General features: G+C 68.3%; 16 protein-coding genes. 10 read left to right on the forward strand and 6 right to left on the reverse strand.

Annotated elements, in window-relative coordinates; all coding sequences use genetic code 11:
* Positions 1-56 precede the first annotated feature (56 nt).
* The 7 genes from gspL to RM531_RS09335 all read left to right on the forward strand — a co-directional run bounded on the left by gspL (position 57) and on the right by RM531_RS09335 (position 5,949).
* The gene (gspL, locus tag RM531_RS09305) at positions 57-1,247 is read left to right on the forward strand and encodes a type II secretion system protein GspL (protein WP_311658841.1); all 1,191 of its coding nucleotides are present in this window, start codon (positions 57-59) and stop codon (positions 1,245-1,247) included.
* Complete coding sequence (locus RM531_RS09310) at positions 1,244-1,735, forward strand: type II secretion system protein M (protein ID WP_311658842.1); 492 nt, start codon at positions 1,244-1,246, stop codon at positions 1,733-1,735. Before gspL ends, RM531_RS09310 begins: the two co-directional genes overlap by 4 nt.
* Positions 1,732-2,484 (forward strand): type II secretion system protein N, encoded by a 753-nt coding sequence (locus tag RM531_RS09315; RefSeq protein ID WP_311658843.1) that lies wholly within the window; start codon positions 1,732-1,734, stop codon positions 2,482-2,484. Before RM531_RS09310 ends, RM531_RS09315 begins: the two co-directional genes overlap by 4 nt.
* Before the next feature lie 121 nt (positions 2,485-2,605).
* Complete coding sequence (locus RM531_RS09320) at positions 2,606-3,400, forward strand: phosphate ABC transporter substrate-binding protein (protein WP_311658845.1); 795 nt, start codon at positions 2,606-2,608, stop codon at positions 3,398-3,400.
* Positions 3,397-4,248, forward strand: a complete 852-nt coding sequence (pstC, locus tag RM531_RS09325) for a phosphate ABC transporter permease subunit PstC (RefSeq protein WP_311658847.1) — start codon at positions 3,397-3,399, stop codon at positions 4,246-4,248. The genes RM531_RS09320 and pstC overlap by 4 nt, the downstream gene beginning before the upstream one ends.
* A complete protein-coding gene (gene pstA, locus RM531_RS09330) occupies positions 4,241-5,119 on the forward strand; it encodes a phosphate ABC transporter permease PstA (RefSeq protein ID WP_311658848.1) in 879 nt (292 codons plus the stop codon). Before pstC ends, pstA begins: the two co-directional genes overlap by 8 nt.
* Positions 5,116-5,949 carry a phosphate ABC transporter ATP-binding protein gene (locus tag RM531_RS09335; protein ID WP_311658849.1) on the forward strand — a complete coding sequence of 278 codons (834 nt, stop codon included), beginning with the start codon at positions 5,116-5,118 and terminating at the stop codon, positions 5,947-5,949. Before pstA ends, RM531_RS09335 begins: the two co-directional genes overlap by 4 nt.
* On the opposite strand, the gene RM531_RS09340 is transcribed toward RM531_RS09335, so the two are convergent.
* Positions 5,946-7,166 carry a cyclopropane-fatty-acyl-phospholipid synthase family protein gene (locus RM531_RS09340; RefSeq protein ID WP_311658851.1) on the reverse strand — a complete coding sequence of 407 codons (1,221 nt, stop codon included), beginning with the start codon at positions 7,164-7,166 and terminating at the stop codon, positions 5,946-5,948. The two genes, RM531_RS09335 and RM531_RS09340, sit on opposite strands and share 4 nt — an antisense overlap.
* 123 nt (positions 7,167-7,289) lie before the next feature.
* Here RM531_RS09340 and RM531_RS09345 point away from each other — a divergent pair, with 123 nt between their 5' ends.
* A complete protein-coding gene (locus RM531_RS09345) occupies positions 7,290-7,649 on the forward strand; it encodes a hypothetical protein (protein WP_311658853.1) in 360 nt (119 codons plus the stop codon).
* On the opposite strand, the gene RM531_RS09350 is transcribed toward RM531_RS09345, so the two are convergent.
* Positions 7,594-11,007, reverse strand: a complete 3,414-nt coding sequence (locus RM531_RS09350) for a UvrD-helicase domain-containing protein (protein WP_311658854.1) — start codon at positions 11,005-11,007, stop codon at positions 7,594-7,596. The genes RM531_RS09345 and RM531_RS09350 overlap by 56 nt on opposite strands.
* The gene (locus tag RM531_RS09355; RefSeq protein ID WP_311658856.1) at positions 11,004-13,679 is read right to left on the reverse strand and encodes a PD-(D/E)XK nuclease family protein; all 2,676 of its coding nucleotides are present in this window, start codon (positions 13,677-13,679) and stop codon (positions 11,004-11,006) included. The genes RM531_RS09350 and RM531_RS09355 overlap by 4 nt, the downstream gene beginning before the upstream one ends.
* Before the next feature lie 194 nt (positions 13,680-13,873).
* Here RM531_RS09355 and bcsA point away from each other — a divergent pair, with 194 nt between their 5' ends.
* Together bcsA and bcsG are read left to right on the forward strand one after the other, a co-directional pair.
* A complete protein-coding gene (gene bcsA / locus RM531_RS09360; protein ID WP_311658857.1) occupies positions 13,874-16,342 on the forward strand; it encodes a UDP-forming cellulose synthase catalytic subunit in 2,469 nt (822 codons plus the stop codon).
* Between the two features lies 1 nt (position 16,343).
* Entirely contained in the window at positions 16,344-18,011 is a 1,668-nt protein-coding gene (bcsG, locus tag RM531_RS09365; RefSeq protein WP_311658858.1) for a cellulose biosynthesis protein BcsG, read from the forward strand.
* Here the strand turns inward: bcsG and RM531_RS09370 are convergent.
* The 3 genes from RM531_RS09370 to bcsB are packed head-to-tail and all read right to left on the reverse strand — an operon-like array spanning position 17,968 to position 25,295.
* A complete protein-coding gene (locus tag RM531_RS09370; RefSeq protein WP_311658860.1) occupies positions 17,968-22,014 on the reverse strand; it encodes a cellulose synthase subunit BcsC-related outer membrane protein in 4,047 nt (1,348 codons plus the stop codon). The two genes, bcsG and RM531_RS09370, sit on opposite strands and share 44 nt — an antisense overlap.
* Positions 22,014-23,156, reverse strand: a complete 1,143-nt coding sequence (gene bcsZ / locus RM531_RS09375) for a cellulose synthase complex periplasmic endoglucanase BcsZ (RefSeq protein ID WP_311658861.1) — start codon at positions 23,154-23,156, stop codon at positions 22,014-22,016. Before bcsZ ends, RM531_RS09370 begins: the two co-directional genes overlap by 1 nt.
* A 21-nt stretch (positions 23,157-23,177) precedes the next feature.
* Positions 23,178-25,295, reverse strand: coding sequence for a cellulose biosynthesis cyclic di-GMP-binding regulatory protein BcsB (gene bcsB / locus RM531_RS09380; RefSeq protein WP_311658863.1), 2,118 nt, complete (start codon positions 25,293-25,295; stop codon positions 23,178-23,180).
* Between the last annotated feature and the right edge of the window lie 72 nt (positions 25,296-25,367).

Here is a 25,367-nt window from a genome sequence, read left to right on the forward strand (position 1 = left end):
CATCCGCCCGTGCGTCAACGGCCGCCGGACGGTCGGTTTCGGGTAGAATTCCGCCCGTGAGTGAATCCCAGGCCATTCTCGTAGACGCGCACGGTCAGCTGTACGCGGCGCAGGGCGACGGGCTGGTGCCGGCCGAGCCCGCCGACCTGCCGGCGGACGTCAGCCTGATCCTGGTCGTACCCGGTGAGGACGTGCTGCTCTCGTCCGTGGATATCCCGCCGGTCCGTCAGGCCACCCGCCGCCGGCAGGCGGTACGCTTTGCGCTGGAGGATCGATTGGCCCAGCCGATCGACGAACTCCACATTGCGATCGGTCCACGCACCCCGGGCGGCGAATTCCCCGCCGCCATCGCTGCCCATGACCGCATGGAAGCCTGGCTGGGCGCGATCGGCGAGCGGGCGCCACAGGTGGTGGCCATCGTGCCCGACTACCTGTGCCTGTCACTGCCGCATGACGGCGAAGCCGCGCTTTATCTGGGCGACGACCGCGCGCTAGTCCGGATCGGCCCGTTCCGGGGGTTCGCCTGCGAGCTGTCGCTGGCCCCGGCCCTGCTGCGGCGCGGCGATGAAGACATTCCCCTGCATGTCGCCACCGACGGCAGCGAGGCCGCCGACCAGGTCATCGCCCGGCTGCGCGATCGCGGATTCACCGTGGAGCCAGCGGCGACCACTGCTCCCGCGGCCGGTGCCACCGGCCTTCTGCATGCCGCCTCGATCCGTCCACCGATCAACCTGTTACAGGATATTTACGCGCCTCGCTCGGCCCGCGACGAGTGGCTGCGTCCCCTGCGGCCGGGGCTGATCATGCTGGGCCTTTGGGTCATGTTGCTGCTGGCAGGCCAGGCCCTGGAATACCGCGAGCTTGCCCGTGAGCAGGAGCAGATGCGGGCCTTCGCCGAGACCCAGTTCCGCGCCGCATTCCCGGACGTGGACAACCTCAACAATCTTCGCCTGCAGGCCGAAAACGAGATCCGCCAGCTACGGGCGCGCGAGGGCACCGCCGGGCTGTTTCCGTTGCTGCAGGCCGCGGCCGACGCGATCGGGCCGACCTCCGCCCTGACCATCGACTCGTTCCAGTTCCGCAACGGCGAACTGTTCCTGAGCCTGCGCGGCGATGACGTGCAGAGCGTGGAAGCCCTGCGCAGCGGCTTTGCCGACAATCGCGTGGCGCAACTGGAAATCCAGAGCGCCGACGCCGGCAGCGACGGCGTCCAGATACGGGCGCGGGTCAGCCCGGCGGCATCATGAAGCAGTGGCTGGACAGTCTGGCCCCGCGCGAACGCCTGCTGGTTGTGGGTGCCGGGCTGGTGGTGCTCGGCGCGGTATTTTTCCTGGCTGTCTGGGAACCGCTCTACCAGGGATCGGCGGAACTGGAAAACGAAATCCAGCAGGACCGCGAGCTGGCCGGCTGGGTGGCGGGCCTGAAGGACGAGGCCGAGCGACTGCGCCAGCAGGCCAGCCGGCAGTCCATCCAGGGCCGGGACGATTCCCTGCTATCCGTGATCGATCAGACCAGCCGCGCCAGCGATCTGGGCAACAGCATTCAGCGCATTCAGCCGGAAGGCGACGACCAGGCCGCGGTGACCGTTACCAACGCGGACTTCAACAGCGTGCTTCAGTGGCTGCGCGAGTTACAGCAACGCTACGGCGTGACCGTCGCTGCGCTCACGGTCAGCCGCGCGGATGAGGGCAACGGCATCGAAGCCCGCATGACCCTGCAGCGACCCGACGCATGAACTGGAAACACGTGATTCTGGCCGGGGTGCTTGCCCTGGTGGTCGGCCTCATCTGGCGCCTGCCCGCGCCCGTGGCGGCGGGCTGGGTCCAGTCCGCGGTGCCGGGACTGACGTTGTCCGGCACCAGCGGGACGGCGCTGTCCGGTAACGCGGCGCATGTGCTCTACGAGGATATCGCGCTCGAGGACGTATCCTGGCAGTTGCAGCCGTTGCGGTTGCTGCTCGGGCAGATGGCCGTCCAGCTGTCCACCGCCACCGATGTGGGCCGTATCGAGGCCTCGCTGCGCCGCGGGTTCGGCGGCGGTCTCAGCGCCGGCCCGGTCGACGGTCAGGCGTCCCTGGCCTGGCTGGCCCGCCGCGCGGGCTACACCTTCGTGCCGCTCAGCGGCAGCCTGATCCTGTCGGTGGACAACGCCGAAATCGACAACGCCGGCGTGGCGCAGACCCTGTCCGGCCGCGTCCAGGCCCGCGGCCTGCAATGGGACCTGCTCAAGCCGCCGGCGCCGATCGGCAACTTCGTCGGTGTGGTGTCGGGCGAGGCAGGCGACCTGCAGCTGACCGTCGAGGAAGCCGATGGCCCGGTGGATGTCGAGGGTGAGGCCACCCTGGCCGCCAACGGTGTCTACCGGCTGGACCTGCGGCTGCGCGCCCGGGCCGGCGCCGATGACCGGCTGAAAAAGCTCATCGACCAGCTCGGCCGCCCGGATGATCAGGGCTGGTATCCGATCGTGGAGCGCGGTCGCTTGTAAGCTGTAGCCAGATTCCCCGGTCTGGATGGTCATGAAACTGGCTTGGCGGCGGCGGCATGTGGATGGCGGCCGCAAATATCCTCTTACTCGATACCAGCAATACTTGCGTGGTCCGCTGTTTATGGCGGCCCTCCTGGTACTGTCCGGCTGCGGCCAGGGCGAGCCAACGGCAGGCAAGCTGCTGATTGCCGGTTCCTCGACCGTGGCGCCGCTGGTAGCCGAAATCGCCGCCCGTTTCGAGGCCGAGCACCCGGGCACCGAGATCGACGTACAGGCCGGGGGGTCGTCTCGCGGCATCGCCGACGTGCGCCGGGGCCTGATCGATATCGGCGCCGCCTCCCGCGCGCTGGGTCCCGGCGAGGCCGGGTTGACCGAACATGCGATCGCCCGTGACGGCATCGCCCTGATCGTGCATCGATCCAACCCCGTCACCACACTGGAGGCGGCGCAGGTACGCGCGATCTACACCGGTCGTACCGATGACTGGGGGACGCTGGGTCTGCCCGCCGGTCCCATCACCGTGGTCAACAAGGCCGATGGCCGCGCCACCCTCACCCTGTTCCTGGCCCATTTCGATCTGGACGCGCCGGACGTGGTCCCGGATGTCGTCGTGGGCCACAACATGCAGGGCATCCAGTCGGTGGCCGGCAATCCCGGGGCCATCGGCTATGTGTCGATCGGTGCCGGGGAGCAGGAGGCCGCGCGCGGCCAGCCGATCCGGTTGCTGCCGATGAACGGCATCAGCGCCGACAGCGACTCGCTTCGCGACGGGCGCTATCCGTTGTCCCGGCCACTCAACCTGATTACCCCCGGCGAGCCCACCGGTCTCGCCCGGCGGTTCATCGACTACGCCCAGTCACCGGCGGTCCATGACCTGGTCCGGCAGCTGCATTTCGTGCCGGCCGAACGCCCATGAACGCGGACCGGATACTGGCCATGGGCCTGCGTGCCGGCGCCGCGCTGGCGGGGCTGCTGATGGCCCTGATCTTCGTGTTCATGCTCAAGGAATCCGCCCTCAGCCTGCGGGAGATCGGTGTCTGGCGATTCGCCAGCGACGCCGGCTGGCATCCGACCGCGGACGCCGGTGCGGGCCGCTTCAATCTGCTGCCGATGCTGATCGGCACCCTGCTGACCACGGTCGGTGCCATTGTCATCGCCGCCCCGCTGGGCCTGCTTTCCGCTCTGTTCTGCCGTTTCTACGCCCCGCCGGTTCTCGGCTCGCTCTACCGCCGTCTGATCGAGCTTCTGGCCGGGGTTCCTTCGGTGATCTACGGCTTCTGGGGCCTGGTGGTCCTGGTGCCCCTGATCGGGGCCTGGCAACCACCGGGGGCGAGTCTGCTGGCGGGCATGCTGATTCTCGCGGTAATGATCCTGCCCACGGTTGCCCTGTTCGCCGATGCGGCGCTGGGTGCGGTGCCCGCCGATCACCTGCGGGCCGCCGCCGCGCTGGGCCTGACCCGGGGCGCCATCATTACCGGGGTACTTCTGCCCGCAGCCCGGCCGGGCATCGGCACCGGCCTGCTGCTGGCGGTTGGCCGGGCAGCCGGCGAAACCATGGCCGTGCTGATGGTCTGCGGCAACGTGGTCCAGATTCCGGCACAGCTGACCGAGCCGGTCCGAACGCTGACGGCGAACATCGCCCTGGAAATGGCCTATGCGCTGGGCGACCACCGCGGGGCGCTGTACGTCACCGGGCTGTTGCTGTTGCTACTGGTGACATTACTGGTGGGCGCGTCGGCGCGTCTGCAACGGGCTCATGGCTGAGGCGGCTATCCGAATCGGCCGGACCGCCGGCGCCGCGGGGCGCGACCGCTGGCTGGCCTGCGGTGCCTGGATCAGCGCGACGATGGTCGCAGCGGTCTTCGTCTGGCTGCTGAGCGACCTGCTTCGCCAGGGGCTGGGCGAGCTGTCGTGGTCGTTTCTCAGCGGCCCGGTGCTCGATGCCGGCCGCGACGGCGGCATCGGTCCGGTCATCGTTTCCAGCCTGCTGATTCTGGGCGTGTGCCTGGCGGCGGTGATTCCGCTGGGGCTGGCCGCGGCGATCTGGCTGGCGGAGTACACCCGCCGGGAGGACCACGCTGGCGCCACGGTCCGTCGCAGTCTGGACGTGCTGGCCGGCGTGCCCTCGATCGTCTTCGGCCTGTTCGGCAACGCCTTTTTTTGCGTCTTTCTGGGCATGGGCTACTCGATTGCCGCCGGCGGCCTGACCTTGGCCTGCATGGTGCTGCCGTTGTTCATCCGCGCCACCGAACAGGGGTTGGCGGCGGTGCCGGACAGTTATCGCGCGGCCGGTGCCGCCGCCGGCCTGCGGCGCCACACCCTGCTGCGGGTCATACTGCTGCCGGCAGCGATGCCGGGCATGGTGGTCGGACTGGTGCTGGGCATCGGGCGGGCGCTGGCGGAAACCGCGGCCCTGCTGTTCACCAGCGGCTACGTCACCCGCCTGCCGGATTCACTCGGCGACTCCGGCCGCGCGCTGTCGATTCACATCTATGATCTGTCCATGAACGTTTCCGGCGGCCTGGATCAGGCCTTCGGCACCGCCCTGGTGCTGATCGGCCTGCTGTTGGTCATCAACCTGGCCGCGGGTCTGGCGGGCCGTCGCATGCAGCAACGCGCCCTGGCCGTGCAATGAACCGCACCGCCGCCATCGACACCGCCCGGGAATGGTCGACGCGGGACGCCACCGGCAACCCGGCCGCCGCCATCATCGAAACCCGACAACTGGGCGTTCGCTACGGCACGCAGACGGCGCTGACCGGTGTCGACATGCAGCTGCGCCGGGGGCGAATCACCGCCGTCATCGGGCCCTCGGGCTGTGGCAAGAGTTCCTTCCTGACCTGCCTGAACCGCCTTACCGACCTGATTCCCGGCTGTCGGGTGGATGGCGAAATCCGTCTCGACGGCGAATCCATCAGCGGCGATGCGGTGGATCTGGTGGCCCTGCGCCGCCAGGTCGGCATGATCTTCCAGAAGCCGAACCCATTCCCGCTATCCATCGCCCGGAATCTGGATCTGCCGCTGAAGGAACTGGGCCTGCGCAAAACCGCAGATCGCCGCGACCGGGCGGTCTGGGCGCTGGAGCAGGCGGGGCTGTGGTCGGAGGTGGCCGATCGACTGGACGCCCCCGCGCTGAGTCTGTCCGGCGGCCAGCAGCAGCGCCTGTGCATCGCGCGAGCCATTGCCCTGGCGCCAGCGGTGCTACTGATGGATGAACCCTGCAGCGCACTCGACCCCATTGCCAGCGAACGCATCGAGGCCCTGATTCAGGAACTGAGCGGCCGCTACACAGTAGTGGTAGTCACCCACAACCTGGCCCAGGCCCGGCGCATCGCCGACGACACCGCCCTGTTCTGGCTGCAGGACGGGGCCGGCCGACTGATCGAGATGGGTGCCACGGCGCAGATGTTCGAGCAGCCCCGTCACGAGTTGACGCAGGCCTACGTCAACGGGCGGTGTTGCTAGGCGCTGACCGAGAACCGCGACTCCGGCAGATCGGACTGGTAGAGGTAGTCGCGGGCCAGAGGCACGCTGTCGTTGGCATCCGCCATCTGGCACTGGAACACCACCAGTTCGCCCCAGGTAAACAGCGCCTCGCAGGCCTGCAGATAGAATTCCCAGGTGCGGCAGAACGGTTCGCCCAGCCGCTCGCGGAATTCGTCGCGAACCGCCTGGAACCGCTGGTGCCAGGCCCGCAGCGTCAGCGCGTAGTGACGCCGCCAGACCTCGAGATCGGACAGCACCAACCCGCTTCGCTCCAGCGGCCCGGCGACTTCGGACAGCGCCGGAATGTAACCGCCCGGAAAGACATGCCGGGAAATCCAGCTGTCACTGTCCACCGGCGGTCCGGAGCGCCCGATGGTGTGCAGCAGCACCCGGCCGCTGTCGGCGAGCATGCCGGCGACCGCATCGAAGAACACCGGATACTGCGGCCGGCCGACATGCTCGAACATGCCCACGCTGACAATGGCGTCGTAGCAACCACGATGCTCACGATAGTCGCGCAGGAAGAACTGCACCCGCTGTGTCAGGTCGCGCTCCGCCACCCGCCGGCATGACTCCCGATACTGATCATCGGACAGCGTCAGGCCATCGACGTGAACGTGACGGGTTTCGGCCAGGTGGCAGGCCAGGCCACCCCAGCCGCTACCGATATCCAGCACCCGGTCACCCGGCCGGAGACACAGCTTGCGGGCAATATGCTCGCACTTGGCCTGCTGGGCCGCTTCCAGCGTCATGCCCGGGCGCGGGAAGTAGGCGCAGGAGTAGTGCAGTTCGGGGTCGAGAAACCGCCGAAACAGGTCGGCATCCAGGTCGTAGTGTGCCTGCACATTGCGCCGTGCCCGGCGTCGCCCATTGCGTTCGATCATTAGTCGATGCAGACGCCGCAACAGGCGCGTGCCCGGCCCTTCGCTGCCGACGGATCCACCCGGCGCGTTGAGGAAGTAAAGCTGGAAAAGCGGCAGCAGACCCTGCCCTTCCGGCCACCAGTCGCCGTCGACATAGGCGTCGCCGAGGGCGAAGTCGGGGTTGCGTAAAACCCGGGTCAGAACCCCGCGATTACGCATGGTGATGTTGGCCTCGGGCTGACCTTCGCCCAGGCGGATGGTTTGGCCCGACTGCTGCAGATGAATACGCAGGCAGCCCCGCTGAATCAGACTTTGCAACCAGTCCAGACGCATGACGTCGTTTCCGTGCCGCTTCTGATACCTATCCTGACAATCGAAAATACCATGCGTTGCCAGCGACCGCCACCAGTGGGCTTTGCGTAGAATGGGGTCGCACCAACCGGGAGACACACCAGCATGATCGGCCGTCAATCCATCGCTTTATGGCTGGTCGCCGCCGTCGGCTTCGGCCTGATCGGCTACGGCGGCTATCTCTGGATCAGTCACGAACCGCTGGATCAGGGCGGCGTTGATCTGGCCGTGGAATTCGCCTACCAGGCGGACCTGGCCCGCATGCAGAATCAGATCGAGGATTTCGCGGCCAGCGATCAGTGGGAGGAAACCCGCCGTGCCGCCCTGCGGGAAGAGGTGCTCAACTCCGTGAACGAACCCCGGGCACGCGGCCAGTCGTTCATGATCGCCGGTGTCGGCGCGCTGATCTTCAGTCTGGGGCGGCTGTTTCTGGTGCCGCTGGCCCGGCGTCCGGATTCGGGCTGAACGCCCGCCAGCCACCCAGCATGGGGTAGTAAAGTCCCAGCCGGATCGGCCGGTCCTCGACCGCGGCAAACAGCCGGGCATAGTCCTCGAGCTGCCGCCGGTAACGCTGCTGTTCACGGTCGAGAAAGGCTTCGGTGTCGCCGCCCTCGTGAGCGCCGGTCTTGTAGTCGACGATCCAGCGCACGCCGTCGGCGACAAAACAGCGATCGATCACCGCGTGCACGAGGCGCTCGTCGACAAACCCCGACAACGCGTACTCGCAACGGGCCTGATCATGATCGCTCAGTACCCAGCGGCCGCACTCGTCGGTCAGCGTGGCCGCCAGCGCGGCATGCACCCGCTCGGCGAGCTTGCCGACCCGGTCGCGGGCGATGCCGGTTTCCGCCAGCGCCGCCGCCATGGCCGGGCGCTCCGAATCCAGGCGCGAGCGATCCCAGTTGCCGAGCCCGGTCTGTGCGATCCGCTGCAGCCAGCGATGGACGATGGTGCCCACATGACGGGCCTCCTGGCCGGCCCAGTCGAAGGCGACCACCCCGCCGGCGGCGGCCCGATCCGGCACCGGCACCGCCCCCACGGTCAGTCCGGCCGGCGGGTCCGGCACCTGCCAGTCCGCCACCAGCCGGCGCGGCGGTGGCACCGCTCGTTCCCGGTCCGTTGCCACGGCGCCGGGTTCCACAATCGCGGCAACCCGATCCGCCAGGGCCGGCCACAGCCGGGCGAGCAGGCTGCCGCTGGCGGGCTTGCCGGCCTCGCCGTTGACATGGCCCAGCAGATGCAGCCGCTGGCGGGCGCGGGTGGCCGCCACGTAAAGCAGCCGGGTTTCCTCCAGACGGGCCTTTTCCTTGTCCAGGCCCCGCAGAAAATCGGCGATCGGGTCCCGGCGCTGATCCACCCCGGCGATCGGGGCCAGCAGCAGCTCGCTACGCCCCTCACCGTCCAGCGGATCCCCTGGCAGTTCGGTCCAGGCCAGCAATGCCGGATCATCCTGACCGGTGCGGCGACCCAGACCCGGCACCAGCACCAGATCGAACTCCAGGCCCTTGGCCTTGTGCAGCGTCATCACCTGCAGGTTGGGATCGGCTGCCGGGTCCGGCGGTGCGAACAGGCGATCCACGCGGTCGGCCAGCCGGGCGAAATCGGCAATGTCGCCACCTTCGTCGAGGTCGTCGAGCAGATCGAAATAGGCCCCGGCCGCGTCCAGCGCCGCATGATCGGCGGCGGCGGCCGGTCCGCCCAGCGCCAGCCAGGTACCTTCCACCCAGCGCCGCAGGCCGCGCCGGCCCCGCTCGGCCAGCGCATCGGTCAGCACCGCGGCGACCCGATCCGCGCGCATTTGGCTGGCCGGCGGCAGGGTCGCGCGGGCATCGGCATCCAGCAGGCGGGCGGGCACGCTGGCGTCGTCATCGCCCGGCGTCAGCGTGAGCAGATCGGTCAGGGACAGCCCGCACCACGGCGCCCGCAGGACGGACAACCAGCTGAGCCGATCCGCCGGATGCAACAGCGCCCGCGTAAGCGCCTGCAGATCCCGGACCACCGGCCGGTCGGCCAGCGCATCGAGCTCCACCGCCTGGGCGCGCAGGCCCGCCGCCGCCAGGCGCGGCATCAGTCGCGCCACATGCGTGCGCCCACGCACCAGCACCGCAATGCGCAAGGCCGAATCCGCCAGCCGGGCGGCGCGGATGATCTCGGTCATACGCCCGGCCTCGGCATCCGGATCCCGCGCATCGAATACATGCAGCTGTACTGCGTCGTCCAGTAGCGCCGGCTGCTGCGGCTCGGCCGGGGCATAGGCTACCGCCCCGGCCGCGGCATTCTCCTCGTCCGGACCCGGCATCAGGTCGGGAAACACCCGGTTGACCCAGTCGATCACCCCCGCCTGCGATCGGAAATTGGCGGTCAGGCGGCAGAAACCCAGGGACACCCCCCCCAGCCCCTGCGCGGCGGCCTGCAGGAACAACCCGACTTCCGCCTGCCGGAAACGGTAGATCGACTGCATCGGGTCGCCCACCAGGAACAGGGTGCGCCCGTCATCCGGCTCCCAGCCGGCGACCAATTGTTCCAGCAGGCGGAACTGGGTCAGCGAAGTGTCCTGGAATTCGTCCACCAGCAGGTGCCGGATGCGATGATCCAGCGCCAGCGCCAGATCAGTGGGTGCCTCGGGACTACCCAGCGCCCGCTGGGCGCGCAGGGTCATTTCGATGAAATCGACCTCACCGCGTTCGCCGAATACCAGTTGCAGATGCCCGGCCGCCAGCTTCAGCAGCGTCAGCAATGCCTCGATCAGCGACCACTGCGCGTCGGTATAACCCGCCGGCGGCAGGGCGGGCACCGCGGCCAGGGCGTCGCCCAGGCCGGGAACCGCGGTGAGTTCCTCGATCAGGGCCGTCATCCGGGCCTTCATGTCCTTGGCCAGACCCGGGTCCGCCGCGTCCTTGGGCGCGACGAAGCCAGTGTTGCGATCCACACGTTTTCGCCAGACGCCATCCTTGGTCATCAGCAGGCCGCACAGTCCCTGCCACAGCAGCAGGCCCTCCGGATCGGCTTCGGGCAATCCACGCAGGCCGCGCAAGGCCGCCACCGGGTGGTCGCCCTGCCCGCCCGCATCCAGGTTGGTCGCGGCATAGCGGGCCAGTATCGCCAGTTCGGCCACGCAGGCGCCGGGTACCCGATCGACCACGCGGTCGAGTCCCAGGCAGAGTTGCCGCCGCAGCCCCGCCTCCAGCTGCGGCCGGGTCAGGCGCAGGTCGGTCTCGTCGGCCACCAGCCGCAGCCACTGATCGCGGCGACCGAGCATCGCCGCCAACAGGCCTTCCACCCGGTCCAGATCGTTGCCCAGATGGGTCAACAGCCGGGCCACCGCGTGCCGCCATTCGTGGCCGCGTTCAAGCTCGCCCAGCAACCGGCGGGCCGCCTCGTGATAAAGCTCTATCGGGGCGTCGGTAATGCCCGGCTGCGCGCCAAAGGCGGACAACATCGGCATCTGGCGGGTGATGCCCGCGCACAGGGCGTCCAGGGTTTGAATCCGCAACCGCCCGGGATACGCGGCCAGATCCCAGCCGCGTTCATCACTGTGCCGGGCGGCGGCACGGGCCAGGGCCTGCGTCCGGCGATCGTGCTCGGCGGCGGGTTCCGGACCGTCGGCCGACTCCATGGCCCCGATCAGGCGCTGGCGCATTTCTCCAGCGGCCTTGCGGGTGAAGGTCAGCGCCACCACCTCCTCGGGCTCCTCGACCGTGGTCAGCAGCGCGAGAAACCGCTGAATCAGCAGCGCCGTCTTGCCCGACCCGGCTGGGGCCTGAACGATCAGGCTGCGGGTTGGATCAATGGCGCGGGCGCGTTCCGCGGCATCGGCCGTCATGCGCCCGCCTCGGCCGATTCCATGTCATCTTCACCGGTGCCCGCTTCGTGAATCCGGCAAAGCGTGGCGAGATCACAGGTACGGCAGGTGGCGCTACCGTTTTTCGGGTCCACCGCCGCGTCGCCCTCGCGGAATGCCGTGGCCAGGCGGGTCAGCACGACCTGCCAGTCGTGGAGCTGCTCCGCCCAGTCCTCGGCCGATCGGCGCTGGGCACCCGCCGGCCCTTCATCACCGCAGACCATCCCGCAAAAGCCCGGATCGTCCGCCCGGACGCGTGCGGCGAGAACGCCGGTGACCGGGGTATCCGCCACCAGGGCATAGACCGGCAACTGCGGCTGATCGGGACGGTCGCCATCCAGGAACGCATTGCCGGCGATGCGCCCGGTCTTGTAATCGATGACCAGATGGCTGCCATCGGCCAGCCGGTCGACCCGGTCCAGACGCAAGCTGATCGACAGGCCGGCCAGTTCGATGGTGCGGGGCTGTTCGCGCGCCGCCACCGTGAACGGCGGCCGTTGCTGTTCCTGCGCCAGCCAGGTTCGCAGCAGACGCTGCAGGGTATCGGCCTCCACCGCCTTGAGCCGATCGGTGTAGGTGCGCGGCCGGCGCCGGGCCAGCCGTTCCACCGCATCAGCCACGACATCAGCGATCAGCCCTTCCAGTGCCACGCTGTCGCGCGACAGCAGCGTGCGCTGATCCCCCAGCTGACGCCATAACCGTTCCAGTGCCTGGTGAACCAGCTGCCCGCGGTCGCGGGCGTCCGGCCCGGTGCGCGGCTCCTCCAGGGCCCGGGCGCCGAGACGATAGCGCGCCACCGCCTGGAATGGGCAGGCGGACTGCGAGGCCAGCATCCCGGTGCCGCCGTCGGCCGGTCCGGCCGGAAATTCCGGCAGCCGGTCATCGCGGAATGATTCGGTTGCCTGGCAGGCATGCACGAGATCCCGAAAGTCCAGCAGACCCGAGTCATGCGCCGGCGGTTCACGAACGGGCCAGTGCCGGATTAGCGGGCTGGGCCCGATGGCGCGATCCTCGCGCCGCGCCGGATGACTGGCCACCAGATGCGTGGCCGAATCCTGCAGGCGGGCCAGTTGCCGGCGGGCATAATCCAGTTCCCGCGCCGGGGTGGCGTGGGGCATGTCCGCCTGGCGCTGGCGGTGCAGCGGCAACCAAGGATTGGGCCGCGCGGGGGCCGGCCAGCGCTCGTCATCGACCCCCACGACCCAGAGATAATCGAACGTCTGACCGGCGGCTTCCAGTGGGCCCAGCACCTGGATTGGCCGGTCCGGCTGACGCGGCTGGAACGGCAGTTCCGCCGCCATCCGCTGCAGCCGGGCCAGGGCTGGTTTCACCGCGATCGGTTCCGCCACCGGGTCCAGCGATGCAAAGCGGTCCAGCAGCCCGCCCCAGGCCTCGGTGATCTGGAATTCCTCGCTGGTCCGCGGCCGTTCCCCCGGCCAGCCGGCGGCGGTCAGGCATTGCGAGAACCGGGCCGCCCAGGCGCCGGGGTGCTGACTTCCCGCCGATTCCCGATGATGCACGAACAATCGTTGCAGCAGATTCACGAAGTGCGGGGCCACCGCCTGATCGGTGGCGTCGGTCTGGGCCCGCGCCATGCCCAGCAGGTCCGACAGCCAGATTTCCCGTTCCCCGCGCCGGCGCAGGCGCGCGTCGAGCCGGGCCCGGGCGTCCGCCTCGGCCAGGCCGCCTTCCAGATAGGGTGAGCGCAGCAGCGTGCCGAGTTCGTTGCAGTCGATCACGCCGGCCATCAGCCGCAGGATATTGAACGCCCCGCGCACCAGCGGATACCCCGCCAGCGGCGGCCCCAGCGAGACGTTGAAGGCGCGTTCGCGGCGCGGCTGGCCCGGCAGTACCCGGCCGGGATGGAGGATATCGGCGAATACCCGCATGACCCGGCGTCGCTGGGACGCCAGATCTCCGACCACCACGCCGATGCGGGCCGCCGGATGCGCCTGCAGACAGTCCCGCGCCCAGGCGGCGGCGTGCGCCAGTTCTCCCGCTTCGTCGGCAAACGCCAGCCTCTCGACGGACTGGTTTCGCCCGGCCGGTTCATGCCGGCTGACCGTCACACCGGCGCGGGTCATGGCGTTGAGCAGGCGCTGCTGCTGCGGAGTGAGTTCGTCGAAACCGGCCAGAATCACGGTGATCGGCAGCACCAGCTGGTCGCGCTGGATGCGTTCCGCCAGCGCAGTCGGCAGCCGGGCCTCGTCCAGCCAGCCATGCCGACCGCACTGCTGTTCGAAACGCCGCGCCCAGCGGCCGAAGGCCCGCGCATCGTCGCCGACCGGCTCGTCGGGCGCCGGAAACTCGATCTCCCAGTCGCGGGCCAGCTGCCAGGCGTCGGCCACCTGGGCCGCCGTGCTGCCGATGCCGAGCAGGCCCTCACCGATGCCGGATTCCCGGATCACCCGTTCCCAGACCAGCCGCGTCTGGGTGGCATCCAGCAGGATCCGCGGAGACCGCTCGGCGTGGCTGCCCTGCCACAGCGAGATCAGCCAGGCACTCCAGGGCAGGATGGTCGGCGTGGCCCAGGCACCCTGGCCCGCTGCCTGCTGGTGGCGGGCGTGATCATCCTGCAGCGCCCGGGCCAGGCGCCGGTTGCCGGTCACCAGCACCGCGCCGTTGTCCAGGGCTTCGAGCAGTTTCTGATCCATCGCGGGTCCGTCTGGTAACGGCTCGAGTCTATCAGCCGGGCGGTCGCCGGCCGATGCGTTATCCTCCCGAGTTCAGCCGTTTTGCCCAACCGCCGTCATGTCTCGCTCCCAGCTTCGGTTCTCCTTGTCGTGCGTGTCGATCCGGCGGAATCGCCCGGCATCCCGAGTCGGACGATTGACCGCCAACCCGCCGCATGCCTGAAAGACAGGCCAGCGTGTTGCCCCGGCAACCGGGCCTGTTGGCCTGGCTGTTTCTGCTGCCCCCGGATCAGCGGCGTCCCTGGCCATGGCGACTGGACGCGCTGGCGCGACGCGGCGGCGACTCGCTACTCCGTCGTCTGGATATCGAACCCGCGGCATCGCCCGGCCGCATTGTCTGGCGCCTGTTCCTGCGGTCCCCGGAACAGGCCGCCAGCAGCAGCGTCGCCCGGGCCGGCCGTCGCGTCGGGCAAGGTGTGACCAGTATCCTCGGTCGATTACCGGGTCTGCGCGAGCGACAAACAAAACGGGATGCCAGCGGCCTGGACGGCCTTCTGGCGGACATCACCTTGCGTCACGCCTGGCTGCGCTGGCTGATGATCGGTATCGCGCTGGTCCTGGCAATTGTTGTTGCCAGCACCCCGATGAACTGGCAACAGCAGATGTGGTTCGGCGGCGGCCTGTTCGCCATCGCCCTGCTGTTGCGCAACCGCGCCGGGCGGGCAGCGACACTCGTTCTGATCTCGTTTTCGGTGATCGCCTCGCTGCGCTACTTCTGGTGGCGGGTTAATTATTCGCTGGACCTGGGATCGCCGGTCGAGATATTCCTCGGCCTCGGGCTGTTCGGGGCGGAATGCTATGCCCTGCTGATTCTGCTGCTCGGTTATCTGCAATCCGCCTGGCCGCTGCGCCGGCAACCCCTGGCGCTGCCCGACAATCCGGACGAGTGGCCGACGGTGGACGTGTTCATCCCCACCTACAACGAGTCGCTCGACATCGTGCGGCCCACGGTTTTCGCAGCCCAGAATCTGGACTGGCCGGCCGACAAGCTGCGTATCTACCTGCTGGACGACGGGCGCCGCGAGGCCTTCCGCGAGTTCGCCGAAGCCACCGGCATTACCTACATGACCCGGTCCGACAATCACCACGCCAAGGCCGGCAACCTGAATCGGGCCCTGGCCCGCAGCGATGGCGAATTCGTGGCCATCTTCGACTGCGACCACATGCCCGTGCGCAGTTTTCTGCAAACCAATATGGGCTGGATGCTGGCGGACTCCAAGTGCGCGCTGGTGCAGACGCCGCATCATTTCTTCTCGCCAGACCCGCTTGAACGAAATCTCGGCACTTTCAGGCGCGTACCCAATGAAGGCCGCCTGTTCTACGGCCTGATCCAGGACGGCAACGATCTCTGGAACGCCACCTTCTTCTGCGGCTCCTGCGCCATCCTGCGGCGCGGCCCACTGGAGGAGGTGGGCGGCATCGCCGTGGAAACGGTCACCGAGGACGCCCACACCGCGCTGAAACTCCACCGGCGTGGCTACAACAGTATTTACGTCAATGTTGTACAGGCCGCGGGCCTGGCAACGGAGAGCCTGGCCGGACACATCGGGCAGCGAATTCGCTGGGCCCGCGGCATGGCGCAGATATTCTCCGGTGACAACCCGTTCCGCGGCCCCGGGCTGACGATGTTCCAGCGGCTCTGCTACAGCAACTCGATGCTGCATTTCCTTCATGGAATCCCGCGGCTGGTATTCCTGACCGCCCCGCTTGCCTACCTGTATTTCGGCTTGCACGTGTTCAATGCCGAAGCGGTGGTGATCGCCGCGTTCGCCCTGCCGCATCTGGCCCAGGCGATGCTGGCCAACTCGCAGATGCAGGGGCGTTTCCGCCATTCCTACTGGGCCGAGGTGTATGAATCCCTGCTGGCCTGGTACATCACGCTGCCCACCACGCTGGCCCTGATCAATCCGCGCCTGGGCAAGTTCAATGTCACCGCCAAGGGCGGTCAGGTCAGTGAGAGTTATTTCGACTGGCGTATTTCCGTCCCCTTCATCGCGCTGATGCTGCTGGGGCTGGGCGGTTTCTCTCTGGGCATCCTTTGGCTGTTCATCGGGCCGCCCGAGGAAACCGCAACCGTCCTGCTCAATCTGGCCTGGACCAGCTATAACCTGATCATCCTGGGGGCCGCGCTCGGGGTGGCACGAGAACACCGCCAGCTTCGGCGCACCCATCGGGTGGACTGGCAGGAGCCGGTGCAGCTGCAATTCCCCGACGGCAGGACCGTGGACTGTGAATCGCTGGATTTCTCGCTCGGGGGCATGCACCTGGCCCTGCAGCAACCGCTGGAGGTCGAGCGCGGCGCCGTCGTTGCGGTCGCCCTTCCCCGGGGCGGACCCGACGCGGTGTTTCCGGCTCGGGTGGTGGTCCTGCGCGACGACCATATGCGGGTCGCGTTCGAGGCCCTGTCCCTCGCTCAGCAGCGCATGCTCGTGGGCTGTACCTTCAGCCGACCGGATGCCTGGGAGGGCTGGGACGATACCGCCGTGGTCGACCGGCCATTATCCAGCCTCCGGGACATTTTCTATTTTGGTTTAAGAGGTTACGGACTGATGTTCGCGCGCCTTTTCGGCATTCGTCGGCGTGTCCGTCTGGCGCGCCGCCAGTACGTCTCGCGGACGGTCTGACATGGGCTGGTGGGCGTTCTATTTCCTGACCAAGCTGGCGGCGTTCGCCAGTGGCAGCATCGGCTTCCACTGGCGTCTGAATCTCGCGCTGGCCCTGTTCGTACTGCTGCCGCTGCAGGGCGCGCGGCGCTGGGTTCAGCAGATAATCGCGGTGGCAGCCGGCATCGCCCTGCTCTACCACGATGCGCATCTACCGCCGGTCTCACGGGTATTCGGTCAGCTGGGCGTCCTGGCCGATTTCGATCTGACCTACATGCTGGAACTGGCGGGCCGTTTCATCGGCCCGCTGGATATCATGCTGATCGCCGTACTGGCGCTGGGTTACTGGCTGCTATCGGCCAAACTGCGGATGTCCAGCTTCGCGCTGCTGGGTATTCTGCTGGTACCGACCATACCGATGGTCACCACGCTGCTGCAGCCGACGACCGCGCCGACAATGGCGCAGGCAGGCAGTTCGGCCGGAGAAATCGCCGGCACCGTCAACCAATCGCCGGAAGCCCAGCTCGAAGCCTTCTATCAGGCGGAGTCGCAGCGGCGCGCGACCCTGAATCCGGCCACCAGGCAGGCCCAGCCCTTCGACGTGGTGTTCCTGCACATCTGTTCGATGGCCTGGGACGATCTGGATCTCTACGGCATGGCCAACCATCCGCTGCTGCAACGTCGGGACATCGGATTCGAGGCGTTCAATACCGCAGCCACCTACAGCGGTCCCGCCTCGCTACGGCTGATGCGGGCGACCTGCGGGCAGCCGCCCCACGACGCGCTCTACAGTCCGGCTGATGACGGCTGCCTGCTGTTCGAGCAGCTGGAGGCGAACGGCTTCCGGCCCCAGCTGATGACCAACTGGGGGGATTCGGCCGCCGCTCACGACTTCATCCCCAACCTGCGCAAGCTGGGCGGGCTGGATGCACCCCAGCGCCCCTTCGGCGATGCGCCGGTAACGATGCGCACCTACGACGGGGAGGCGCTCTACTCCGACGACGCCCTGCTCGATGCCTGGCGGGCGGATCGACGACAGAATCCCGACCAGGCGGTGGCGCTGTACTACGACACCACCAGCCTCCACGACGGCAACCGGCTGGTGGAGCAGCCGCGGGCGTCGAGCATCGCCACCTATCCCGACCGCATGCGACGCCTGCTGGATGATCTCAATGCCTTCATCGACGCCCTGGCAACCGCGGATCGGCGCACGGTGGTGATCATGGTGCCCGAGCACGGCGGGGCCATGCGGGGTGACGCACTGCAAATCCGCGGCCTGCGGGAATTGCCCACCCCTGCCACGACGCTGGCGCCAGTGGGCATCTATTTACTGGGCGGCGATGCACCACCGCGGGAACCCGTCCGGGTTACGTCTCCCACCAGCTATTTCGCCCTCGGAACACTGCTCGAACGCTTCCTGGCGGAAGACCCCTTCGCCGATGACGCACCGCCGCTGTCGCGCTACACCGAGAACCTACCGGCCACCCGGCCGGTCTCGGTGAACGAGGGGGTGGTGATCATGCGCGCCGGCGACCATTACTGGCGGCGCGACGTCAATGGCAACTGGAGCGTTCTGGAAACCGGACTCGGTCGCGCCGCCGAACTGTTGAATCAGCCCGCGGTACCACTGTCACCAACCGCGACGGTTACCAGTCCCGATACGGACCGATCCGTTGCGGCGGCACCCTGAGCGACCGGGTCCCGCTACCCAGGTTGTGGCGCAGATAGATGGTAAAGAAATCGGGCTCGTAGAAATCCGCCCGGTTGATGGCGTAGCGCGCGCCGATCGCCATCCGGTTGGTTAGCGCGTATTCCGCTGACACATCGAGCTGCACACTGGTGCCGCTGCCCGAGCCGCCGGCGTAAACCGGGGTTTGCCCGGCCGCCCGAGCCGCGGCCTGTAGATCCGGGCGGTCCGGGTAGTAGTCGGCATCGTCCTCGCGTGACCGGGTGTAAGCGGCGCCAACCTGCACGCTGTAGCTCCAGCGATTGATACCTCCTTGCAGAAATACCGGCAGCGAGAACGTGGTGAAGGCCTGTGGGCTGTAATAGCCGCCCTGCCCGAAGGTGTAGAAGCGCTGGTTGAGATCATAGGCCCAGTGGCTGGCATAGGCCCCCAGCGACAGACTCAGCCCCGGCCGGCGGTAGACTTCCCGGCTGGCGCGAGCCTGGGCGATTACACCCTGGTTGTCGGGGATGTTCTCGCCGGTTATCCGGTGCGGATACAGTGACAGGGCGTAACTGTAGGTCGCCTCATAGCGTGCCAACCCTAGTTGCAGGCCATCGGCCCGGGCTGCCCCCCAGAACTGTCCGCTGACCGGGTCGGTATCCCCCGCGTACGACAGGAACGTACTGGTCACCGCCCGTCGGCTCACGCCCGCCTGCCACTGATGCCGGCCCACCTGGCCGGTGTAGCGAATCCCGCCAACCAGAAACGGCTCCGGAAACCCCAGCGGGGTCGTGCCCAGATCCAGCCGCCAGTGATCGCCCTCGTAACCCAGGCCAACGCCCAGTCCGGTTTCCTCGGCGTCCGGCTGAGGGAAGAACGGGTCGCGGCCGCCGGCCGGCAGGGTGGCAAACTGGCCGAAGTCCACGGCATCGCCGGCGGTCAGACGACCCACCCCCATCCGGGTCGCGTCCAGCTTCAGCACCAACTGATCATCCCAGTTGACCGGATGACGCCATTCGAGCATGCCGGTGGCCAGCCGGCGGTCGGAAATGCCGGCAACACCCGGCACCGTGGCCAGATCGAATCCGCCCGCCAGCAGCGCCTGTCGACGGTCACGAACCGCCTGGGCCCGGGAAGCCAGCTCCGGTTGCTCAGTCGGCGGCGCCTGCGCCTCGGCCTGTTCCAACAGAGCCAGTGCATCGGCCGGCCGATCCTCGGCCAGCGCCTGATCAGCCGCCGCTGCGGTGACCCGATGATCGGACGGCAGCCGATCCCGCAACGTCGCGAGGAAGGGATTGGGCGCGGGATCGGCCGGCGCGGCACGCCAGGCCGCCGCAACCGCCAGTTGCTCGTCGAGGGTGCTGGCCGACGACCAGGCCCGGTCGAGCTGATCACGCGCCGCCGCTGGCCGGTCCGCCTGATACAACGCTTCTGCGTAAGCAATGCGATCGGTCAGCGCCGCCGCCGGCCGGTCGACGATCAGGGCGTACTGTTCGGCCGCCCTGCCGGGTTGCGAAAGCGCCATCCGGATGTCGCCCAGCAGCCGGCGCGGCGGAGCCGGATCCGCAGCCTGTTCGGCCGCGGCCTCGAGACGTTCGATCACCGACTGCAGGGCCTGCTCGTCGCCACCGCGCGCCAGCCGCCAGTCCGCCTCGGCGCGATTGAAAGCCAGACGCGTGTCCGGGGCGAGGCCCGACCGGCCCACCCAGTCATCCAGCAACAGCCGGAATGCCATGTCGCGACCGGCGGCGGCGTAAACCCGCAGCGCGGCCAGCGCGATCGCGGGGTCCTCCGGCTGACCGCCCCGCCACTGCTGGAATGCCGCCAGGGCCGACCCGGCCTGCCCGGCCCGGATTCGGGCCAGCGTCAGCCGCGCCCGGCGCCCGGGGTCGTCCCCGGCATGCGTCTCGCATTCGCTCAGCAAGGACGGTTCGTCCCCGGCCGCCGTCAGGCAACGCTCGAAGCGCATGCGGGCGGCCAGGGCGCGCATGCCGTCGCTGCGCTCGAGTTCCGGCACCGATTCCACCTGGCTGAGCGCCGCACCCCGTTCACCGAGGGATTCCAGAATCAGACCGGCAGCAAAGCGCATCTCGGCGCGATCCGGCTGTCGTTCGACGCCTTCCCGCATGAGTTTTCCCGCCGCATCCGGCTCACCCAGCGAGATCAGCGTGCGTGCCAGATCATGGCGCAGCCACGCATTGTCGGGGTTCTCGGCCAGGGCAGCGGCGAGCAGTGGCCGGCCCACAGCCGGGCCGAGCAGATCGACCGCCCTCTGGGCCACGGTCGCGCGCGTCGCGGGTGTAGCTGCCGCCAGAAACGCCTCACGAAGCTGCGCCTCGGCGGCATCACGGTCGCCCGCCTCAGCCAGCAGGGGTGCCAGCGCAAGCCGATCCTCCGGCGTGGGTTGGCAGCAGGCAATAAGGACCTGGTACTCGTTCCGGGCCTGCGCACGATTGCCCAGTGCAAGATGCAGCGCCCCCAGCCAGCGATGGCGGGACGCGGCGGGAAACTCGTCACCGGCGTCGTCCAGCCGCGACGTCAGTCTGGCGAGACGATCGGTCTGACCGTCGCTGTCGAACGCCGATAGCGACAGACGTACTCGCCAGTCCATGAACTCGGTCGCGGACAGCGCACCCGCGCCTTCCCGGGCCGGTACCCGTCGTATCACCACCAGCGCCTCGTCGTGGCGGCCGGCACGGGCCAGTGCTCTGGCCCAGACCCTATCCAGGGTCGGTCCGGTGTCGTGGGCATCGCGCCATCGCGCCATTCTCTCCAGCCCGGCTGCCGCCAAATCCTGCGCAAACCAGGTGTCCACCAGTCGCTGCCAGCGTTCCGGATCGCGCTCGGCGCGGGTCGCACAATTGAGCAGTGCCTTGCCCGTCTGCTCGAGGCAAACGGTGAACGCCAGCCGGCCGCGCAACTCACGCACGTTGTCGCTGCGGCTGTCCGGCGGAATGGCCTCAAGCTGGGCCAGCGCTGCCGCCGGTTGCGCCAGGGCGTTGTAGATCAGCGCCGCCATGTAACGCATTTCCGGTGCGCCGGGCTGGCGCGTGACCCCGGACTCGACCACCGCGCGCGCCTCAGCCGGCCGATCGGTGGCGATCAGCACCCGTGCCAGGTCGTATCGCAGCCAGGGATCATCGGGGAAGCGGCTCACCGCCGGCCTCAGCAAGTCCTCCGCCTGCCGGTAGGATCCTGCCTCCATCAACATGCCCGCCCGGGCTCGTGCGTCCGACCTGGCCAGACGCGCCGCCATTCGGCGGAACTCGCCATTGTCCGGATCGACGGTCAGATACTCAGCAACCAGCCGGCGAATATCCGGCGCATCCGAAACCTGCCGCAGCGCGGTGCGCCAGTACCGCAGGACGCGCGACCGATTATCGGCGTCACCCGACCGCGAACGCAGCCGGCGGATCGCCTGGCGGGCGGTTGCCCGTCGCTCGGCCAGATGACCGGAAAAGGCGAGCTGGATGGCGTGGTCGTCGGGGAAGGACTCGGCCAGACGCCGGTAATCCTGGTGCAACGCCGACCAGTCGTCGCCCGCGCGCTCGCGCAGCTGCAGGTACTCCAGTCCCAGGGGACCCGCGGGGATATCATTGTCGAACAGATCCCGGAACGCTTCAGCGGCCTCGGCGAAACGTTCTTCCTCGGCCAGCCGGCGGACCGCTGCCATGGCCAGACGGTCATCGGTGGCCACCCGGCACTGACCGGCCAGAGCACTGGTGTGCGGGTCCTGCGGTAGCCGCTCGAGCATGTCCCGGACCACGGCGGTGCAGCGGCCCGGCTCGCCCGTGCGGATACCCAGCATGCCCAGGCGATACCACGCCCGGGCATCCCCCGGGCGCGTTTGCAGGTACTTTTCCAGCGCCTGACGGGCGAGATCGGCGCGGGCGTTCTCCCGCCAGTATTCAGCGCTTTCCAGCAGCGTCCGCTGCCCGGGACCGTCCGGCGCCGGTGCCTGCCGGGCCGCTGCGGGCAGCGTCAGCATGCTCACCAGAACCCACAGCACGAGACTCCGGCTCATCAGGCCCCGCATGCCGGCTCCCAGCGGACCTGCAAACGACCGTCTCGGTCAAAACGCAGCCAGCGATCCTGCCAACCCTGGCCGAACAGGCCGAGCACACGCTGATAGTAAGAGTCATCGGGGATGGGCTGGGCCTCCAGCCGAAGACGCTGCTGCTCGACCAGTTCGTCGCGGCCCAGCGCGCTCAGATAGGGCAGCACCGCGGCGGAAAAGCCCGGCGGCCCGACCGCCCGGACCACATCCCCGTCCGCGACCTTCTCGGGCGGCTGACCATTGGCGGCCGCCGCTCGCGCCATGCCGGGCAGGGCCTCGAGCAGATCGTTTCGCAGGGGATCCGCGCGATCCATCATGCCGGCCCAGAGGTAGACGCGGATGGCATCGTAATCGCCGTGAGTCCCGTGTTCGGGATCGGGGCCGAAACCGGTTTCGGCGCCGTAGGCGGTCCAGTCCGGAGCGAAGTCACCGACCGCCGAGCGGGTAATCACCGCTCGCGCGCTGGCAATCACCGGCGTCCAGTCGGGATTTACCGCGGCCAGGCGGCGCAGCAATGGCACTGGCAGATAGCTGGGGTTGAGCCGCCAACGGTCCGGCCCCGGCTGGAAACCGGCCGGGGCCGGCAACAGCGTCGGTCCCAGATCCGGCAGATCCGCAACCGCCTCGCGGCGGACGCGGTCGGCAAGCAGCCGCCCGAGCGCGGCGTAGCGCGGCGCCTGCCATAATCGGCCGGCCTCGATCAGGGCATAGGCCATCCAGGTATCAGCATCGCTGGCGGCATTGGCGTCGATCACGCCCCACTCTCCCTGGTCATTGCGCCCCCACAGCCAGGCCGGCAGGCGGGCGGTGAGATCGCCGTCGGCGAGATTGGCTTCGGTCCAGGCAAGAATCCGGTCGAAAGCCGCCCGATCGTTGGCCGCCAGCGCGAACAAAAGCGCGTAGGCCTGCCCTTCGGAGACGGTCCGGGAATCCGGGCTACCGCGGTCGATGACCCGGCCATCCTCGCTCAGGAAGACGGTGCGAAAATCCTGCCATTGCACCCAGTCCGGACAGGACGGCGCCGCCGGTTCGCCGGAGCATCCGGTCCCCAGGAAGGCAAGCAGCGTCAGCCCGGCTATGCCCGTGCTGCGCCAGAGCCATTGCGCCATCTCGCGGCCTCGATGCCGGCGTCAGTGACGGGTTCGGGCGGCGGCTACGCCCCGGAGCAGCCAGAACGCCAGCACGGCGAGAATCAGTCCGGCCACGACGGCCAGCACCGTCAGCAGTAACGGGTGGCCGGCAAAGTAGAGCCAGACCCGTTGCCACCAGGTCAGATTGCCGATGGCATAGGTATGGCCGGTATTCACGCTGCGGACCTGCTCGTTGGTGACCACCGTCACGCCGTGGCGCACCCGATCGATACGCGCCGGATCGGCCAGGACCGACACCGCCTGTTGCAGCCCGGCCGCGGAATTGCCCGCCACCGCCACCACCGACGACCCGGGCGCAAACGGCGACTCGAAACCGACCAGCATCCCGAGATCGCCCCGGGCGCGGATGGTGGTCGTCAGACCCGATGTCGACTCGGCGGCGCGGCGCAGCGTGCGTCGCGCCGATTCGACCAGAAGCGGCGGTCCGCTGTCGTCGGCATCGCCGGTCGATTGCCGCAGCCAATCCGGCTCGGCACCCACCAGCAAGAGGTCGTCGTTCGATTCACCAAGATCCGATTGCCGGACCACCTCGACCCGGGTGCCGGTCAACCCGCTCAGCCGTCCCAGGCGGCCGAGCGTGAACAGCAATGCCTCGATATCGGTTGCCGCATAGCTGTCCGGCAGCACCGCGGTGGTGCGGGAGAGGTCCGCGTAACGCGTGAATGGATAGCCCGCGTTGGCGAATAGCGCCAGATCCGGCATCGGCGCATGGCGGGGAAAGCCGGTGAGGTCGATGGTGGAATCCGGATCGATGGCGGCGTAGACATTGGCGCTCGGCGCGCTCTGGCAGGCACCGGCCTGCTGGAAATCGTGGGAAAAATGAAACTGCAGGCGATTGTCCGTGCCAAGCTGAAAGGCCGGCAGCCGCAGTTCATCGCGGGCCTGCGAACGATCACGGTCCAGCAGCGGCAACTGGATGCGTGATGCCTGGCTGTCGGACGTATCCGGTTGCAGCGCCAGCGAGCGGACAAAGCGATTATTCACCAGCACCGCCAGCCGGGAGCCATCCGGCGCCGACGGCCGGGTATAGCGGTAGCGCAGATCCATGTCCACGCCCTCGAAGAAACCGGTGTAGAGATCCGGCGGGATACGGGCGTTGATGGTTATCGGTAGCGGCCGATGACCTTTCACCTGGAGCGATTCGGCACTGTCCGCCAGGTCTCCCAGACGCACCGGCCGATCGGTATCCATCCAGGCCGGCACATCGTTCAAGGCACGCGGCGGGGGCGGCTGTACCGACTCCACCGTGGCGCGATCTCCGGTCATGAGAATCTGCCCCTCGATCAGACCGAGTGCCGCCGTGCGCACCTGATCCACAGTCGCACCCTGCACCAGCAGTCGCTTGATGCGGGGATTGTCGGGAGATGACAGCACCGACACCGTCGGCTGTTCCACCGGTGCTGCATCCAGGCCTGCCGGCAGAGTCTCGTTGGTCGCCAGTACCAGAGCGTGCCGGTCCGGCATGCCCCTCACCGACACCGGGAACCGGGCACCGCGATACGACGCCTGCATGCCGAACCAGCCGGCGAGCATGCCGGCCGCCTCGAGCATGGCCGGCGACGGCGAGCCGCCGAATACCACCGGCAACAGCAGTTCCCGGTTATCGCGCGGGTCAAAGAAAGGCACCGGTAGTGCGGACAGACCCGTACGGATGTCGAGAAGCTCGGTATCCAGCGTCAGGCGGCTTTCCGGACTGATTTCGACCCACAGGCTGGAATGGGCCGGATTTTCGCACTGCTCGGCGTAATGCCCGATGAACTCCAGTTGCAGCTGGTTGTAGTCGGCGAACAGCCGCGGGTCGACAGCCAGCGATGATTCGATGCGCGCGCCGCTCCGGGTTTCATCCACGACGATGGTGTCCACGAAGCGACCGTTGAGCCGGACGTTGACGTGGGACAGCTGAGGCAACAGGGCCGGAGAAAGCGCCATCGACAGATCGAGCGCTGCCGCGGTCACTGCTTCCTCGCGGGGAATCCCGAAGTCGAGCGTGGCGTCGTTATCCAACCCGCTTAGGCGGATCGCCTCACCGGCGCGGAGCTGCTCGAAACCGATGGTCCGCGTGTCCTGCGCCTGGGCCACCCCCCCGGCGAAAAACAAAAGGACCCCAAGCAAGCCCGTCGCAACCGACTTCTGCACGTCTGTACCCCGATGAATAGCACGTCTTCCCGA

Source organism: Spectribacter acetivorans (genome assembly GCF_031846305.1).
Classification (GTDB): domain Bacteria; phylum Pseudomonadota; class Gammaproteobacteria; order Nevskiales; family Salinisphaeraceae; genus Spectribacter; species Spectribacter acetivorans.